Source organism: Streptomyces barringtoniae (genome assembly GCF_020819595.1).
In the GTDB taxonomy this organism is placed as follows: Bacteria; Actinomycetota; Actinomycetes; order Streptomycetales; family Streptomycetaceae; genus Streptomyces; species Streptomyces barringtoniae.
In genome coordinates this window covers 418004-435390 of the sequence record NZ_JAJHNP010000003.1, presented here as the reverse complement: position 1 = coordinate 435390, position 17387 = coordinate 418004, and the positions used below count along the sequence as shown (strand labels likewise).

14 protein-coding genes are annotated in these 17387 nt (G+C 74.0%); 5 read left to right on the top strand and 9 right to left on the bottom strand.

Going from position 1 to position 17387, the window contains the following annotated elements; all coding sequences use genetic code 11:
* Positions 1-64: 64 nt before the first annotated feature.
* From LMU33_RS06795 to LMU33_RS06780, 4 genes are all read right to left on the bottom strand, one after another.
* Entirely contained in the window at positions 65-2575 is a 2511-nt protein-coding gene (locus tag LMU33_RS06795) for a SpoIIE family protein phosphatase (protein WP_228618235.1), read from the bottom strand.
* 298 nt (positions 2576-2873) lie between these two features.
* On the bottom strand, positions 2874-3611 hold the full coding sequence (locus LMU33_RS06790) for a 2-phosphosulfolactate phosphatase (RefSeq protein WP_228618233.1): 738 nt from the start codon (positions 3609-3611) through the stop codon (positions 2874-2876).
* 29 nt (positions 3612-3640) lie between these two features.
* The gene (locus tag LMU33_RS06785) at positions 3641-3925 is read right to left on the bottom strand and encodes a DUF1232 domain-containing protein (protein ID WP_228618231.1); all 285 of its coding nucleotides are present in this window, start codon (positions 3923-3925) and stop codon (positions 3641-3643) included.
* A 30-nt stretch (positions 3926-3955) separates the two neighbouring features.
* Entirely contained in the window at positions 3956-5191 is a 1236-nt protein-coding gene (locus LMU33_RS06780; protein WP_228618229.1) for a hypothetical protein, read from the bottom strand.
* Between the two features lie 327 nt (positions 5192-5518).
* Here LMU33_RS06780 and LMU33_RS06775 point away from each other — a divergent pair, with 327 nt between their 5' ends.
* Complete coding sequence (locus tag LMU33_RS06775; RefSeq protein WP_228618375.1) at positions 5519-5911, top strand: PadR family transcriptional regulator; 393 nt, start codon at positions 5519-5521, stop codon at positions 5909-5911.
* Positions 5908-6909 (top strand): hypothetical protein, encoded by a 1002-nt coding sequence (locus LMU33_RS06770; protein ID WP_228618227.1) that lies wholly within the window; start codon positions 5908-5910, stop codon positions 6907-6909. Before LMU33_RS06775 ends, LMU33_RS06770 begins: the two co-directional genes overlap by 4 nt.
* Positions 6910-6943: 34 nt before the next feature.
* On the opposite strand, the gene LMU33_RS06765 is transcribed toward LMU33_RS06770, so the two are convergent.
* Positions 6944-7909, bottom strand: a complete 966-nt coding sequence (locus tag LMU33_RS06765) for a DUF1152 domain-containing protein (protein ID WP_228618225.1) — start codon at positions 7907-7909, stop codon at positions 6944-6946.
* Positions 7910-8041: 132 nt separating this feature from the next.
* Positions 8042-9406, bottom strand: a complete 1365-nt coding sequence (locus tag LMU33_RS06760; protein WP_228618223.1) for an FAD-dependent oxidoreductase — start codon at positions 9404-9406, stop codon at positions 8042-8044.
* A 213-nt stretch (positions 9407-9619) separates the two neighbouring features.
* Here LMU33_RS06760 and LMU33_RS06755 point away from each other — a divergent pair, with 213 nt between their 5' ends.
* Positions 9620-10678 carry an NAD-dependent epimerase/dehydratase family protein gene (locus tag LMU33_RS06755; protein ID WP_228618221.1) on the top strand — a complete coding sequence of 353 codons (1059 nt, stop codon included), beginning with the start codon at positions 9620-9622 and terminating at the stop codon, positions 10676-10678.
* A 51-nt stretch (positions 10679-10729) separates the two neighbouring features.
* On the opposite strand, the gene LMU33_RS41915 is transcribed toward LMU33_RS06755, so the two are convergent.
* The gene (locus LMU33_RS41915) at positions 10730-12514 is read right to left on the bottom strand and encodes a C40 family peptidase (RefSeq protein WP_372477886.1); all 1785 of its coding nucleotides are present in this window, start codon (positions 12512-12514) and stop codon (positions 10730-10732) included.
* A gap of 368 nt (positions 12515-12882) precedes the next feature.
* Between LMU33_RS41915 and LMU33_RS06745 the strand changes: the two genes are divergently transcribed.
* Complete coding sequence (locus LMU33_RS06745; RefSeq protein ID WP_228618373.1) at positions 12883-14871, top strand: DUF1996 domain-containing protein; 1989 nt, start codon at positions 12883-12885, stop codon at positions 14869-14871.
* Positions 14872-15003: 132 nt separating this feature from the next.
* Here LMU33_RS06745 and LMU33_RS06740 read toward each other — a convergent pair whose 3' ends face one another.
* Together LMU33_RS06740 and LMU33_RS06735 are read right to left on the bottom strand one after the other, a co-directional pair.
* The gene (locus LMU33_RS06740) at positions 15004-15702 is read right to left on the bottom strand and encodes a lipoprotein (RefSeq protein ID WP_228618220.1); all 699 of its coding nucleotides are present in this window, start codon (positions 15700-15702) and stop codon (positions 15004-15006) included.
* Between the two features lie 92 nt (positions 15703-15794).
* Complete coding sequence (locus tag LMU33_RS06735) at positions 15795-16739, bottom strand: GNAT family N-acetyltransferase (protein ID WP_228618218.1); 945 nt, start codon at positions 16737-16739, stop codon at positions 15795-15797.
* Between the two features lie 102 nt (positions 16740-16841).
* On the opposite strand from LMU33_RS06735, the gene LMU33_RS06730 reads away from it, so the two are divergent.
* Positions 16842-17300 carry a flavodoxin family protein gene (locus LMU33_RS06730; RefSeq protein ID WP_228618217.1) on the top strand — a complete coding sequence of 153 codons (459 nt, stop codon included), beginning with the start codon at positions 16842-16844 and terminating at the stop codon, positions 17298-17300.
* Positions 17301-17387 lie beyond the last annotated feature (87 nt).

Here is a 17387-nt window from a genome sequence, read left to right as displayed (position 1 = left end):
CCGGCGCCGTCCGGCGAGACTGTCACCCGAGGTGACCGCAGCCGATCGGAGTGGCCCGCTTCGCTCACCGGTGGCGAACGGGGGTCGAACGGCGGGCGGCGAGCAGCAGCGCCACGTCGTCGGGGCGGTCCGCGGCGTGCCGGGCGGTGGCCGTGAGCCGGTCGGCGACCCCGGCCAGCGACCGTCCGCCCCGGCGCCCGGCGGCGGCCCCCGCCCTGGCCAGCGCCAGCCGCAGCGCCTCGATGCCGTCGTCGATGTCCGCGCCCGGCCGCTCCACCAGACCGTCCGTGTAGAAGGCGAAGATCGCGTCCGGCTCCAGCAGCAGCTCGGCCACCGGGTACGGGGCCCGCGGATCCACCCCGAGGACGACACCGCCGGGGACGTCCAGCAGCCGGGTCCGGCCGTCGGGGGAGCGCAGCAGCGGCGGCGGATGTCCCGCGCGGGCGATCCGGGCGCGGCCGGTGGCGGGGTCCAGCCGCAGATAGCAGCAGCTGGCGAACTGACCGGGGTCGAGGTCGATCAGCAGGTGGTTGGTGCCCCTCAGCACCTCGTCCGGCGGCCGGTCGCCCAGCGCGAACGCGCGCACCGCACTGCGCAGCTGCCCCATGGTGGCCGCCGCCTGCACCCCGTGCCCCTGTACATCCCCGATCACCAGGGCGAGCCCGTCGCCCGCCTCGACCACGTCGTACCAGTCACCGCCCACGTCCATGCCCTGCGTGCCCGGCAGATACCGGCCCGCCGTCTCCACCTGTGGGTGGGCCGACAGCCGGCGGGGCAGCAGCGCCTGCTGCAGGCCGCGGGCGAGGGCCGCCTCGCTGTCGTAGCGCTGGGCCCGTTCCATGGCGTGTGCGATCAGCCCGGCGAGCGCGGTGAGGACCGTGCGCTCCTCGGTGCTGAAGCTGCGGGTGCGGTCGAAGCCGAGGATGCACGAGCCGACCGGCCGGCCGGAGGCGATCAGCGGCAGGAAGGCCCGGGCGCCCTCGGGCGCGTCCAGCGGGATGCCCGGATAGGCGGCCGCCAACTGCTGCATCGACTCGAAGAACAGCGGCCGGCCCGTGGTCAGGCACTCCACGCCCGGCAGCCGTGCGTCGAGGCCGATCCCCTCGAACGGGTCGAGGAACCCCTGCGGGAAGCCGGTCTCCCAGGCGAGATAGAAATGCCGTTCCTGGAGCAGATAGATGGCGAGGCACCCGCCGCCGAACGCGGGCAGCAGCTCCCGCACGACCACGGCCGACACCTGACGGGCGGTCACGGCGTCCGTCAGCGCGATGGCCAGGGTGATCGGCCGGTACAACGGCGCCATCGAGCCGCCGGCCGCCACCGTGTCCTCCGGGACCTGCGCCTCGACGGCCGGCCCGACCGGTGGGTCCATGCGGCTGGCCGGGACGAGCGTGCAGCTCAGCAGGTCCTCGCCGCAGTGCACCGACACGGCGAGCCACTCGCCGGCACCGGGCTCGCCAGGTCTCCCGGCCGGCCGGCGCACATGGAAGTGCACCGGACCGGGGGACAGGTGCGCACCGCGCAGATGGTCGTCGTACGGCGCACCGGCCAGCCACGGCATCCCCTCCCACAGCGGGCGGCCGAGCAGCCACTCCCGGTCCCGGCCGACGAGCCGGGCCGCGGCCTCGTTGACGTACACGATCAGACCCAGCCGGTCCAGGCAGAACACGCCCTGCGGCAGCAGGTCGGCCGCGCCGTCCGCCCAGGAGGCGGGCCCCGGAGCGACCACCACCCCGCCGACCTGCTCAGCGGCCCCGCCCTCGGCGGCCGGCCACAGGTCCAGCAGGCGCGGCGTGCCGTCCCGCGCCAGCAGCCTCAGCGGCGCGGCGGGTGGTTTTCCGGCCGCGGCGGCGTGCAACGCGGCCAGGACCAGGTGCGCGTCGTCCGGGGCCAGCGCGTCCGCGAGCGCCGTGTCCGTTCCCCCGCAGTCGTCGAGGGGGAGGCCGAGAAGGGCGTGCAGCCGGTCGTCCGCGTACACCGCGCGGGTCACGGGATCCCAGCGGAACCGCGCCACGACGGGCTGCGCGGGCCGGCGCACGGGCGGCCGTACGCACAGCGGCTCACCGTCCCAGACCACGGCGCGCGGGTCGCCGTCGGCGAGCCCGAGCAGTTCGGCGCCCAGGCCTTCGGCGAGCCTGTCGAGCAGGTCCCTGTCCAGCAGCTCGTCCGCGGTGTCCGCCGTCGCCGGGCGCAGCACCATGAGCACGCCCAGCGGCTCGCTGCCGCCCGGCACCGGCACGTGCACCGATCCGAACGGGAAGGGCAGGCTCGCCGCGAACTGCGGATACCGGCGCACCGTCTCGGCGGCGTTCGCCAGCATCACGGGTACGCCGAGGCGGTAGGCGTCGGCGACGGGGAAGGGCCGGTCGACGTGCACTCGCCACCAGGGCCGGAACAGCGGGCCGGGCAGCCCCGCGAGCGCCGCGAGGCGCAGCAGGCCCGGGGTGCCGGAGCGCAGATACACGGCCGCCACCCGGCCGCCGGCCGCACCGAGCGCGCCGGTCGAGGTCTCGGCCAGCAGCGCGGCCAGCCGGGTCCGCGTACGGACCGGCTGCTCGCCACCGCTCACAGTCATCGCCCCTACCTCGTCCCGTGCGCCTTCGGGTGGATGACACAGCAAGAATGCGTCAGGAAGACCGTGCGACGCACCTGGGAGGGGCGGGAAACCGGAAACAGGGAGAGTTACCGGGGACGGCGCGGGCAGTGCGGTGCTCCGGCGCGTGATGCCGCGGCCGTGTGCGAGCCCGGCCGATCGGGCCGCCCCGGGGGCGGCGACAGCGACTGCGCGGCGATCCGCGCCGCCGCCGAGCACCGGCCCTCGGCCGACGGCACCCCGGCCGGGGGCAACGCCGGCCGCCCCGGCGCGGCCCGGCTCAGCCGACCGGTCCTGCCGGTCCCGGACGGCACGCAGGGCGGGGTTCCGGGCTCCCGGCGTCCAGCGGACGCAGCACCAGATGACCGTCCACCCGGGTGGCCGCCATGGCGAACGGGAAGGTGTCCGCCTCCAGGCACATCGCCACGTCCTCGGGATGGACACCGGTCCAGCCGCGCCGCACGCCGTCGGCGAGCCGTTCGGCGGCGTCGGAGCGCCGGGCCCGTTCGAGGTAGGGGGCGGGGTCCGCGCCGGCCGACCGGACGCGGTCCGCGATGTACTCGGCACAGGCGAGGTCCTCCTCGGCCCGGCCGCCGTCCCCGGTGACGACGAAGGTCACCGTCTCCGGCCGGGCCCGGCGCAGCACCTCGGCGGTCGCACCGGCCACCACGAAGCTCGCGCACAGCAGCAGCCCGGCGTCCGCCACGGCCAGCGCCCCGGCCGTCCCGGCGGTGGTCTTCTGCACGACCGTACGGCCCCGCACGTCCAGCGAACGCAGCCGCGCGGGCGAGTTGGCCAGGTCGAACCCCGGCACCGGCTCGCCGTCCTGGAAGGCGAGCCAGCCCGGGTGACGGGCCTTCAGCTCCAGGGCCTCGCGCTGCGTACCGGCGAAGACGATCCGCTCGGCACCGCGCCGGAACGCCCAGGCCGCCACGGTGAACGCCCGCATGACATCGACGACCACGGCCACGTCCGGGGCCTTCGGCGTACCGGGTATACCGGTGAACTCGGTCTGCATCACCCCATGGTCGGGCACGCACCGGCCGTTCAGGGCCCGTCCGGGCCGGGCGGCAGCGGCCGGGCGGCGCGCAGGCTGCGCAGGGCGAGCAGCAGGACGGCGATGTCGTCCAGGTAGACGGGGTCGGGCAGCAGGTCGGTGGGCAGCAGCAGATAGGCGACCGCGCCCCAGAACACCCAGCGCGGGCCCGTCGGCAGCCCGGCCCGCCGCAGCGCGCGCCGGGCGCGCACCAGCCGTACCAGCACACCGACGGCGACGGCGAGCAGCGCCGCCGCGACGACGGCGCCGGTCACCACCAGGGTGGTGGCATCCATCCGGCCTCCCTCCGGGTTCCGGCAGGACGTCTACGGCGTCCGGTCCGTGCCGTCGGCGGCCTCCGCGCCGCCGTTCTCCGCAGTGGGCCCGGCCGCCGCCGATGCCGTCGGTGCACCGTTCGCGGGGCCCGCCGCCGGTTCCTGCGGGGCGGGCGCCGACCGGCGCTGGCCCTTGGCGGTGAACCTCAGCCGCTCGAACGTCCGGGTCAGCTGCTGCAGCGCACCCGGCGTCCGAGGCGCGGGCCGCTGCGGCGGAAGGCCGGGCACCGGGACGTCACGGTAGGCGGCCAGGGCCTCCAGGGCCTGCTCGGCGGCCTCCTTGTACAGATCACGGGACTTGGTCATCGCCTCCAGCGCCTCGGCGTACCGGGCGACCCGCTGCCGTTCCCGCTCCAGCTCCTCATGGAGGGTCATCAGGGTCCAGTTCTCCCGCAGGTCGGTCAGCGCCTCCTCGCCCTCCCCGGGCAGCGGCCGGGGCAGGGCGGCGAAGTGCCGCAGGGCAGCGAAGAGTTCGGCGGGTTCGGAGCCGTCCAGGAAGACGCTGCGGACGGTGTGCTCGCGGCTGTCGTAGCCCTCCGGAGCGGGGTCCGGGGGCAGCAGCACCGCGCCGCCGCGCGGCACCTCGACACCGAGGTCCTTCAGCGCCCAGTTGACGGCACGGAACTGGTGCGGCGCGGCCCGGTGCTCCACCACCCGGTGCCTGAGGCCCGGCGGCAGCAGCCGGGTCAGCGGCAGCCTGCCCTGCTCGTCCGGGGTCATCGCCTCGTGCACGACGACATTGAGGCACCACGCCTCGCGCGCCGCCTCGCGCAGCCTGCGCCGCATCTCCTTGTCGTCCGCGGGCAGCGCGTTGACCTGCCGGAGACGCAGCCCGGTCACCGTGGCGTGGTGGTCCCAGGAGCCGTCCTCTCCCGCCGCGCCCTCGGGCCAGAACAGCGTCGCCGGCGAGGGCCATGCCTCGTCCCACGGGCGCTCCGCCTCCGCGACGAGCCGCCATTCCCGGCCCGGCCGCCGGCCGTCCTGCGCGACGAGGGTGAGCCGGGCCCGCACGGTCACCGTGCCGGCGACCCGCCAGCGCGCTTCGAACACGTGCCGGGCCGAGTCCTCGGGCACGGGGGGTTCGGTGAAGTCGTCGATGTCACCGCTCTCCTTGTGGCGGCTCAGGGTGCGGCGGACGACCTCCTCGGGGGCGGGACCGGTGTGGCGGCCACGGGCCGCCCAGAGGGTCTGCGGGACGGTGGCGCGGTCGGTGCTGGAGTTCGACATGAGCCAATCTGCTGATGGGGGCGGATGCGCCTCCCAGTATCACCGCTCGGCGGGGCCCACATCGTCAGGGGCCGGGTGGCGGCGTGTGGCGGCGGTGGCGCGCCCACGTGCGCGGGACGCGCGCGCCGCGCACCCGGGGCGCGCGGGGCGCGCGTCGGGCGGCCGTCGTTCACACGTGGTCGCGTCCCGGTACGGTCCCCACAATGGTCCGGCGAACGGGGTCCGCCCGCCCATCCGCTCAGGGGCGGGCCCCGTTCTCGCGGCGATCGGCAACTGCTCGATATATATCGGCAGCCGATATATCCTGGCCGCATGACAGCGAAGAGCATGACCCGGGCGGCGTTCTTCGTCCTCACCGCGCTCGCCGACCAGCCCCGGCACGGCTACGGCATCCTGCGGGAGGTGGCGGAACTGTCCGACGGAGAGGTGCAGCTGCGGGTCGGCACGCTGTACGGCGTGCTGGACCGGCTCACCGCGGACGGCCTGATCGTGCTGGACCGCGAAGAGGTCCAGCAGGGCCGGCTGCGGCGCTACTACCGGCTCACCGACGACGGAGTGGCCGCCCTGGACGCGGAGGCCGAGCGGATGGCCGCCGGTGCCGGGGCGGCCAAACGGCGCATCGCCGAGGGCCGCCGCGCCGGCGCCCCCGCCCGCCCCGCCGCCCGCCCGGCCGGGCTCGAACCCCCCACCGCACCCGGACTCGCGGGAGGCCTCGCATGACCACGCTGCTGGAGACCCGGTACCGCACCGTCCTGCGCCTGCTCCCCGCCTACTACCGACGGGAACGGGAGGAGGAGATGGTCGAGACGTACCTGGAGGACCTCGACCGCGACACCCAGGACCAGAGCAGGCCCACGCTCGGCGAGGTGACGAGCATCGCCGCCCTGGCGGTGCGCAGCCGCCTCGGTGCCGCCGGGGCGCCCCGGCGCTATGTCCTGCTCGGCTCGGGCGCACGGCTCTTCGCGCTGGCCGCCGTCCTGCTCCTGGCGGCCTCCGCGGTCGTCGAGCCGGTTCTGCGGCTGACCTGGTTCCTCACCCGGGGCGGCGCGGAACGGCGGCTCTTCCTCGCCGACTTCACCGACCACGGGCTCCTCGCCGGGGCGGTCGCCGTCGCCCAGTGGATCCTGCCGCTCGGCTGGACCGTCGCCTATTTCGCCCTCCTGCACGACCGCCGTCGCCTCGCCCGGACCGGTGCCCTGCTCGCCGCGGTGCCCAGCCTGTGGCCGCTGGTCCGCTCGCTGACGGGGGCGACGGTCGTCACGGAGCCGGCGTTCGTCGTGACGCTGGCGCTGCTCGCCTGGCTGCCCGCCCTCGCGCTGTGCGCCGCCCACCACCGCGACGCACCCCCGGCGCGGCTGCCCGCCGGCACTCCCGGTCTCGTCTTCATGGCGGCGTGCGTGGTGACGGGCGCGTCCCTGGTGCTCGTGCCCATCGCCGACGACCTGGTGTGGGGGCCCGCCAACTGCTTCCTCGCCGCCGCCCTCGGCCGGCTGCTGTGGAGCGCCCGCCGCGCGCCGAGCGGCGCACCGGGCGGCGCGCTCGCCCTCGCCGCGCTCGGTCTGCTGCTCCTGGTGGTGCGCGTCGCAGCCGTGTACCCGTGGCTCCACGCCCCCGGCGCCGCCGCGTACATCGCCGGCGGCCTCGCTCAGACGGCGGCCCTGGCGCTGCTGACCGTGCTCCTCGGAGTCGTCGGAGTGCGGGAACTCGCCCGAAGCTGAAGGGAGTTCCCCCGAGGGCTGCCCCGTAGCCCGGCTAGTGCGGGAACGCCCGGGGCGGCCGCTGGCGGGGCAGCTCCTCGCGGAAGCCGGCGATGACCGTACTGATCTGGCGCATCAGGACGGTCTCCGCCAGCCGGTCGAGGTAGAGGTTGGCGCGGGCCAGGGCGGGCAGGTCCACGCAGAAGTACAGGCTCATCAGCGGGTTGACGAACAGCTCGCTGTTGCGGGTGCGTTCGGTGAACCGCACATCGCCGAAGTCGCCGCGCACCGCGGCGGCGACGGACCCGTTCACGATGCTCGGGTGACCGGTGTGGCAGCGCTGGGCGTGGGCGACCGCGTCGAGATAGGCGGCGCCCTCGGCGCTTTCCCTGGGCAGTGAGAACGCGCCCAGGTAGCCGCCGGCGCGGTCCAGCGCGGCCAGGTTCTCCAGCACCAGCGAGTGGTTGACGCCGTGATAGGCGTCCACCCCGAAACCCAGGCAGGCCACCAGCCGGTGCGGAACCTCGTCGAGCCCCGCGACGGCGGCCAGGCTGGTCATGTCCTCCTCGGGCGTGCCCAGCCCGTGCTCGTCGCCCCGCATCAGGATGTCCGTCCCGCCGTCCACCAGCACCACCGCGTCCACCCCGCCCAGGTGCCCGGCCAGCGCGCGGTAGGCGGCGCGCAGCGGCTCGACACCGGTGCGGGGAAAGGCGTACACGGTGTCCGGCAGGCCTTGCGCCCGGAGCCACTGGGCGAGCGACCGCTCGGGGAAGTAGTCGCCGCGCAGCGGGGTGTCCGGGCGGACGGCGGCGACGTCCGGTGCCACCCAGTGGTCGAGTCCGAGGCCGTACAGGTCGGCGAAGGACAGGCTCGCCAGGTGGACCTCACTGCCGGCCGACCGCAGCGCGAGCGCCAGGGGAAGCCCGGCGTAGACGTCGAAGCCGCCGCCGGCGCCGGCGACGAGTACACGTCGGGCCTCGCGCAGACGGGTGAAGAAGAGGGGCTCACGGAGGGAGAACACCGCAGGACCCTAACAGGGACCTTCCGGGGCCTCACCCGGGTTTCAGCGGGCCGCAGTCGGGGTTTTTCCGGGGCGCGCACAGGGGCCGGCGCACCCGCGCCGGCCCCGCTCGTCGCTCCTCGTGTCCTGGACTTACGCCCCGCTCTCCCGCAGCATGTCCTCGCGCTCGACGATCTTCACTCGCTCACGGCCCTGCGGCTCGCCCAGAGCGCGTTCGGCGGCGTCGAGCTTGTACCAGCCTTCCCAGGTGGTGAAGCGGACCTCGCGCTCGGCGAGGAAGGCGTCCACCGCCTCCGGGTCGGGTGAGGCCGGGGTGTGCAGCCGGCCGTTCGCGTAGTCGTCCAGGAGGTTGGCGACGGTCTCGTTGGCGTCGCCCTTGGTGTGGCCGATCAGGCCGACGGGGCCGCGCCGGATCCAGCCGGTGACGTAGGCGGACTGCAGAGGGGTGCCGCCGTCCTCGATGACCCGGCCGCCCTGGTCCGGGATCGTGCCCGAGTCGATGTCCCAGGGCAGCTTGGGCAGCTTCTCGGAGAGGTAGCCGACCGCGCGGTAGACCGCGGTGACGTCCCAGTCCTTGAACTCGCCGGTGCCCTTGACGTTTCCGGTGCCGTCGAGGGCCGTGCGCTCGGTGCGCAGGCCGACGACCCTGCCGTCCTCGCCGAGGATCTCCGCGGGGGACTCGAAGAAGTGCAGGAACAACTTGTGCGGGCGGTCGCCGACATCGCGGATCGCCCAGTTCTCCAGGGTCTTGGCGACCATGTCGGCCTGCTTGTTGCCGCGGCGGGTCTCGATCGAGCCCTCGTCGTAGTCGATGTCCTCGGGGTCGACGATGACCTCGATGTTCGGCGAGTGGTCCAGCTCGCGCAGCTCCATCGGGCTGAACTTCGCCTGGGCGGGGCCGCGGCGGCCGAAGACGTGGATCTCCACGGCCTTGTTGGCCTTCAGACCGTCGTAGACGTTCGGCGGTATCTCGGTCGGCAGCAGCTCGTCCGCCGTCTTGGCGAGGATGCGGGCCACGTCGAGGGCCACGTTGCCGACGCCGAGGACGGCGACCTTCTCGGCCTGAAGCGGCCAGGTGCGGGAGACGTCCGGGTGGCCGTCGTACCAGGAGACGAAGTCGGCGGCGCCGTAGGAGCCGTCCAGGTCGATGCCGGGGATCGACAGGTCGCGGTCGGCCGTCGCGCCGGTGGAGAAGATCACCGCGTCGTAGAAGGCGCGCAGGTCGTCCAGGCTGATGTCGGTCGGGTAGTCGACGTTGCCGAACAGCCGGATCTGCGGCTTGTCGAGCACCTGGTGCAGGGCGGTGACGATGCCCTTGATGCGCGGGTGGTCGGGGGCGACGCCGTACCGGATCAGGCCGAACGGGGCGGGCATCCGCTCGAAGAGGTCGATGGAGACGCCGGGGTCGGCGGCCACCTCGGACTTGAGCAGGGCGTCGGCGGCGTAGATCCCGGCGGGGCCGGCTCCGACGATGGCTACCCGCAGGGGGCGCGGCATGATCAGGTTCCCTTCGCGGCTGAATGGGCGACTTGATCAGGAAGCCTAAACTAAGGCAGACCTAAGTTGGTACGAGGGTCCGGTCTATGACCTCATAAGTGGATCTTATGACTTACCCAGCGTCGTCTTATGGTCCGGGGTGTTCCCCTTGAGCGGCCGGTGCCCGACCCTGTCCTCGGACGGGAGGAACCTGACGGGAGGAAGGGGGCGGGCGTGGCCGGACGTGCGGGGACGACCGTGGCGGTGACGGGCGGCAGTGGCTTCGTCGGCAGCCATCTGGTACGACGCCTGCTGCGGCGGGGCCATCGGGTCCACGCCACCGTACGCGACAGGTCCGACGCGGCGAAGGTCCGGCCGCTGTGGCAGATGCAGGAGGCGTTTCCCGGTCGACTGGAGCTCCACGAGGCCGACCTGCTCAAGAGTGGCACCTTCGACGCGGCGTTCCGCCACTGCACGGTCGTCTTCCATGTGGCCTCACCGTTCCTGATGCCGGAGCAGATCAAGGACGGCCGACGGGACGTCGTGGAACCGGCGCTGCTGGGCACCCGCAACGTACTGGCGGCGATCGAGCGGACCCCCGGCGTGCGGACGCTCGTGTTCACGTCCACCGTCGGAGCGATCTTCGGCGACTACGCCGACGTGCTCGCGATGGACGGCCGGGTCCTCTCCGAGCGGTACTTCCACACCACCAGCACCGCCGGGAACAACCCCTACCACTACGCCAAGACGCTGGCGGAACGTGCCGCGTGGGAGGCCGAGGCGGCGCAGGACCGCTGGCGCATGGTGTCGGTCAACCCGGGCCTGATCCTGGGGCCCTCCTTCACGCCCGCGTCCGACTCCGGCAGCCTCTTCCTGCTGGACGAGCTGTTCCAGGGCTCCTTCTGGTACGGCGCACCGGACTTCAGCTTCACCACGGCGGACGTCCGGGACGTCGCCGACGCGCACATCGCCGCCGCCGAGAACCCGGCGGCGAAAGGGCGGTACATCGTGGCCGCCGAGACCATGACGTCCTTCCACGAGATGGCCCGCATCCTCCTCGCCCACCACCCCCGCGACCTCCGGCTCCCGCGCACCAGGCTCCCGCACTGGCCGGTCCGCATCCTGGGCCCCGCCTTCGGCCTCACCCAGGACTACATCCGCAGGCACCTCGGCATCCGCTTCCGCGTCGACAACAGCCGCAGCATCCACGAACTGGGCCTGACCTACCGCCCGTTGGAGGAGACCCTGCTCGACCACTACGAGAGCCGGCGCGCACACCGGCGCCGCGGCTGATCCCGGTCCGGGTCGTCCCGGTCGTGCCGCTCGGCCCGGTCCGCCGACCGCTCAGGCGGGCCGGACGATCCGGTGGATCGCCGACTCCCCGGCGCCGTAGATCGACTCCTCGCGTATGGACGAGCCCGGGCCCGGCGCGTGCACCATCATGCCGCCGCCGACATGGAGGCCCACGTGCCGGTCGTCGTCGAAGAAGAGGACCAGGTCGCCGGGCTCGGCCCCGGCGAGGGTGACCGGCGCACCGGCGAGGGCCTGCTCGTACGCGGCCCGCGGCAACTGAACGCCGGCGGCCTTCCAGGCGGCCTGGATGAGGCTGGAGCAGTCGTACGAGTCCGGCCCGGTCGCACCCCACACACACGGCTTCCCGATCTGCGCCCGCGCGAAGGTGATGGCCTTGGCGGCCCGCACGGCACGGGGCGACTCAGGGCCGGCGGCGAGGGCAGCGGTGTCGGTCACGGGGGCCGGGGTGGTGGGCGAGGTGTCCCAGGCCGGCATCGCGGTGGCCGTCGCACCGGGTGGCGCCCCGTACGGCTGCTGCCACTGGGTGGCCGCGGGGTCCGGGGAGGGAGGCTGCACGGGTGGCGCGGGCGGTACGGCTGTGGCGGGGGCGGGGGGTGCGGGGGTGACGGGAGCCGAGGATGCGGGAGCTGCGGGTGCGGCTGTCATCGGCATGGGTGGTGCGGTCGTGACCGGCATGGGTGGCACGGCCGTGACCGGCATGGGTGGTGCGGTGGTGACCGGCGCGGCTGGTGCGGCCGTCGTAGGCGGGGGTGGCGTGGCCGTAACCGACGCCTGCGCCATGGCCGTAAGGGATTCCGGCGGGATGCCCGTAAGGGACCCCGACGGCGCGGCCGCAACGGTTTGCGGTGGTGTCGCCGTCATGGGCGCGGCTTGAGCGGCCGCGGCGGCCGTGGTGAGTCGGGCGGTGTACCGGGTGATCACATCGCTCGCCGCGGCCAGTTTGCGCTGGTTGTTCGACTTGGACGCGGCGGGGGAGGGGCGTCCCGGCGCGGTGGGGCCGGGCAGTGTCCACGGTTCCTGGACCGGGGTGTCCTGCGCGGTGGACAGCACGGTCACCGGGAGGACGGCGGTCTCGACGGGACCGGGGCCGGCGGGTGGCACAGCACCGGGACCGGCCGGTTCCACCGGTCCGAGGCCGCTCGGTTCCACCGGTCCCAGGCCGGTCGGTCCCACCGGATCGAGGCCGGCCGGTATTTCCCCCGTATCCGGACCCACCAGGGCTGCTGCGCCGGGGAGTGCCAGGCTCGCCGCGCCCGCGCCGGGCGCACCTGTTCCGTCGAGCGCCGGCAACTCCGCGCCGGCGCTCGGCAGTTCGGGACGGCGTGGTCCGGGCAATGCGGCGCGTCCGCTTTCGCGTGCGGCCAGGGCAAGACTCTCCGGGTCCGTCGCCCGGCCGGCTGTCAGCTCGGCCACCGTACGTTCGATGGCACGCTCCAGGGCGGGCCGTCGAGCGGACGGGCCCACGCCCAGGGCGTCCGGCGCGCCGCCCGGAAGGCCGCCGCCCATCCGGCCCCAGGCACGGCCAGGAGACGCTGCCGGGCGGTCGGGCATCCGGTCGGCGGGCAGCGCCGCGGGGACGGTCGGGCCGAGCTTGGCGCGTGCCCCGTCGAACCACTGCCGGGCGATCGCGTCGAGAGCGGGATCCGGTCGCCGCCCCGAGCGCTTGGCCAGCGGGACGCCCCGAGAGCGCGTCACCGAGGCCATGGCCCGGGTCGCGTTGTAGTTCCCGGTCGCGTTCTCGGCCTGGTCGTAGAGGGAGTCGACCCGCTGCCGAACCTCGTCCTGCGCCACCTCGTCGCGGCTCTCCGGCGCCATGGAAGACACGCTCCTTCCTTGCCCCGCGGGGCAGTTGGGCCGTTGCGTCCGGCCGGTCGAGGGCCGGGCGGCCTGGCGTCAACCTAGCCAAGGTGTGTACCTCGTGTGAAGGTTGAGGTGTGAAATGTCCGATACGTATTTGTGATGTTCGTGGTGTTGTTCGAAGGGGAAAGGGCGAGTTCCGCGTTTTCCTGTGAGGTCCCGGTGAATCCACGATTCGGTTGAACACATCGGTGCCGCCCTCCGTATGGGGCCGGGGAGCTCCATGCCCGACCGGCGCACACACCACACAGGGGACGACCTTGGCACGCAACAAGCGCAGACGCCCGACCCGCGTACGACGCGCGACCTTCGCAGCGGTCGCCCTGATGCTGGGCGGAGGCGGCCTCGTCGCGGCCAACGTCTACGCCTCGGCGACCGAGGGCTGGGGTGACGGATCCGACACCACCGGAACCGGACACGTGCTGTCCGCGGGTATGACGACCATCGACTGCCCCGACGTCGGCAGCCGGCTGACCGCCGTGCCGGACGCGGCCCGTCCCGCGGTGGACCGCGAACTCGCCCTGCTGGACCGGCAGACGGCCGAGGCGTACCGGCAGCTCCAGCAGTCGGGGCAGGCCGGCGGACAGGGCTCCGGCTCGGTCGACGGCACCATCATGAACCCGCTGAAGGACCAGCGGGCCGCGGCGATCGGACGGATCACCGACGCCATCGACCAGGCGGGGGAGCGCCCGCAAGGCCTGGACGCCCTGGCCGCCTGCACCCTGCGCCCCGGCGCCGACGGCGCGAGCGACGGCACCCGGTCCACAGCCCCCCAGTCCACCGCCACCGCGACTTCGTCCGCCCAGCCGGGCGGCGCCGGGCAGGGCGGCAACGGACCCGTCGTCTCCGACTACGCGGACATCACCTCCGCACCGCCGGACGCGCCGAACCCGCCACAGCAGGCGGACGCCTCGCGCGGCAGCTTCGCCTCGGACTGCGGGGTCAACGCCAACGGCCTGTTCAACTCCGACAACGTCATCGTCGCCCCCGGTGTCTCCAACGGAGCCCATCACTTCCACGACTACGTCGGCAACCAGGGCAACAACGCCTTCGCGAGCGACGACGACCTGGCCGGCGCCGGCACGAGCTGCGTGGACAAGGGTGACAAGTCCTCTTACTACTGGCCGGTGCTGCGCCTGCAGAACGGCACCCAGGAGCGGGACGCCGGATCCCCGGGCGGCGGCACGGAGGGCAACGCGGGCCAGATCGTCACCCCCAAGCAGGTCACCCTGACCTTCACCGGCAACCCGCTCGGCAAGGTCACCCCCATGCCCCGCCTGCTGCGCATCATCACCGGCGACGCCAAGGCCTTCGTCAACGGGCCCGGCAACGCCAACGCCTCCTGGAGCTGCACCGGTTACGAGAACCGGCAGCTGAAGGACAAGTACCCGCTGTGCCCGCCGGGCAGCGACGTGGTGCGCAGCTTCCGGTTCCAGAGCTGCTGGGACGGCCGCAACATCGACAGCGCCAACCACCGTACCCACGTGGCCTTCACCGCCCCCGACGGCTCCTGCCCGGCCGGCTTCCGCCCCATCCCGCAGCTGGTGGAGCGCATCGTCTACGACGTCAAGGCGCCGAGCCTCCAGGACGGCGGCCGTACGGTCCCGCTCTTCGCGGTCGACTCCTTCCCCGAGCAGCTGCACAAGCCCGTCACCGACCACGGCGACTTCATCAACGTCTTCGACGAGGATCTGATGCGCCAGATGGTCGACTGCATCAACTCCGGCCGCACCTGCGGCCCCGGCGGCGACAACGCGGGTACGACGGCGTCGCCCACGGCGAGTTCCGGCTCGGGTACGACGGCCGCCCCGGGCTCCGGTACGACGGACCAGCCCGGCGCCACCGCCACCGCCACCTCCGCCCCGGCGCCCCCGGCCACACAGCCCGGCACGGAACCGAGGACCGACGCGACCATCACACCGGCCCGCACGACCGCACCGGCCCGCACGACCGCACCGGCCCGCACGACCGCACCGGACAACGGCACGGCCAAGCAGCAGCGCCGCACCAAACGGAACCACACCGCCGAGCCGGACGGGTCCACCCCGCCGGCGCCGTCCACGGCCACCTCCGCCCCCGGGCTCACGTCCTCGCCCACCCAACCCGGGGCGGCCCGGCCCGAGCCCAGCCGGTCCGCGTCCGCGCAGGCCACTCCCGCTGGGTCCGTCCCGTCGGCCACCGCACAGCCCCAGCCGCAGGGCACGCAGGGCGCGCTCGCGGAGACCGGGGCGCACCTGTGGCCCGCGGCGCTCGGCACCCTGCTCGCCATGTCGGGCCTGGTCATGCTGCTCAGGGCCAGGCGCCTTCGCTACTGACGGCGGCCGGCCGACGACACCCGGCCGACTCCCGCAGGGCGGTCCCCTCCCCCGAGGAGACCGCCCTGCCGTGCACCGCCCCGCGCGGACAGGGCGTGCCTTCTGCGAACCGAGCGCTCCGGGCGGTGGCGCTCAGCTCAACTCGAGCGTGCGCTTGGCGAGTTCGTAGGCGGGCCGCATCGCCTCGTGCTCCTCGGTGTCCATCCCCCCGAGGTGCAGGACGACCGGGCCGTGGGGCGTGCCGACCGCGAGCGCGGTCTCCTTCTTGGTCTCGTCCAGGAGCTTGCTGGTGCTGAGGTACTCCACCTCCACGCCCGTCAGGCCGCCGCCGGTTCTGAAGGAGTGGTACTTCTCCTTGCTGACGTCGTCCTCCGCGGCGACGAACTCCCGCAGCACGCTGCCCGCGTCGGCCTTCCCCGCCTTGCCGGTCCACACACGCAGGAAGCCGATGTGGCCCGCCGGCTTGGCGTCGATCTCGCAGGCCGCGGTGACCGGTCCCTGGCGCAGGAAGGCGTCGGCGAGCGACCCGCTCAGATCGCCGTCGGAACCCTTCGACGTCTTCGACAGCTCAGCCTGGGTGTCTATCGCCTTGGCCTTCCAGTCCTTGGCGATGTCGAAACGGACGGGCAGTTCACAGTCCGAACCGGCCGCGCCGATCGAACCGCCGCCAGCCGCCGCCGTCCCATCGGCCCCTTCGCTCCCGGCGGTCGGCGACGCGCTGGATGCGTTCTTCCCGTCACCGTCCGCCGGCTTCGCGCACCCGCCGAGCATCGTCGCGAGCGCCACCGCCGCGACCACCGCACCCCGCGCGGACCCCACCCTGACCTGCACGTGCCGCTCCCCTCCTGTTCAGGGGCGCAACTGTAACCGAGGGCACTGACAGCACCGAACGCGTTTTCCCCCGCGGCCGGCCTCGGGCCCGGTCAGCCGGTGACGAGCGGCTTGCCGTAGACCGTGGAACTGCGCCGGACCGTCATCCCCAGGCGCTCGTACAGCGAGAGCGCTCCGGTACCGGAGTGCGTCCACAGGGTGCAGACCGGCCTGCCGCGGCGGTGGAAGGTGCGGAACGTCTCGTGCAGCAGCGTGCGGGCGATGCCCCGGTCGCGGTGGTCGCGCCGTACCGCGACCCGCTCGACGTATCCCTCGTCGTGGCCCGGAACGTCCAGCGACAGCACGGCCCCGACCAGTTCGCCGCCGGCGAAGGCGAGCGGTGACGCCGCCGGCAGGAACGTGGCGCGTTCGACGGTGCCCCGCGCCCATTCCGCGTAGCTCTTCCGCCGCGGCTGCCACTCGTCGAACGCGTCCTCGGTGAGCCGGTACGCGGCCTGTTCGTCGCCGTGCCGGAACGGTCGTACGGTGATGCCCGCCGGCGGACCGGGCAACTCGGGTCCGCCCGGCAGCGCGATCTCCAGCAGCCACTCCGTGACCAGCCGGGAGTACCCGCCGGCCCGCAGGAGCGCGGTCGCGGCGCCGTCGCCGTCGGCGACCGTCTGCGCGAGCCGGTCGCTGCCCGCTCGCCTGGCCCTGGTCTCGGTCCAGGCGAGCAGCGCGCCGCCGAGACCCCGGCCCCGGTGACCCGGGTGCACATGCACCCTGGCCCGCCGCCCGTTCACCCAGCCGTAGCCGGCCGGCGCGCCCGTGCCGTCGTACACGAGCAGCGTGTCGTCCTCCGCCCGCAGACCGGGCAGGGCGAGCTCGGCGGTGATCCGGTCGGCGCCGGTCATGGCGAGGCCGTGCAGCGCGCGCTCGTAGGCGGCGACCAGGCCGTGGATCGCGTCGACGTCGGCGGTGGTCGCTGGCCGCCACCGGTAGCCGGCCGGCAGCCGCTCCGGGCGGGGGCCGGCCTGTGGTGCACTGGCGCTCGTCACGGCAGCCCCTCCGTCCTCCCCGTGCACAGCCTCTACCCCGCCGCGCCGCCCGCTACGCCCGCCGTTTGCGAGGCGCCACGGGGGCACGGCAGGGTGCGGGGTGTGCCTACCTTGCTGATCGTCCATCACACCCCCTCGCCCAACTGCCAAGCGTTGTTCGAGGCCGTCGTCTCCGGGGCCACGACACCGGAGATCGAGGGCGTCCGCGTCGTGCGCCGGGCCGCCCTGTCGGCGACCGCCTCCGACGTTCTGGAGGCCGACGGCTATCTGCTCGGCACACCGGCGAACCTCGGGTACATGTCCGGCGCACTGAAACATTTCTTCGACCAGATCTACTACCCCTGCCTGGACGAGACCCGGGGCCGGCCGTTCGGCTACTACGTCCACGGCGGCAACGACGTCACCGGCGCCGTCCGCGCCATCGAGGCCGTCACCACCGGCCTCGGCTGGCGCCGCGCGGCCGACGCGGTGACGGTCACCGGCGAACTCGGCAAGGCCGACACGGAGGCGTGCTGGGAGCTGGGGGCCACCGTGGCGGCGGGGCTGATGCCCGGAGCGTGAGCGCCGGGGCAGCACGGGAGGCCTGCGGGAGCGGCCGCCGGAGCGATCTTCGTGCGGTCACGCACGGTCACCGGCGTGGGTTGCGCT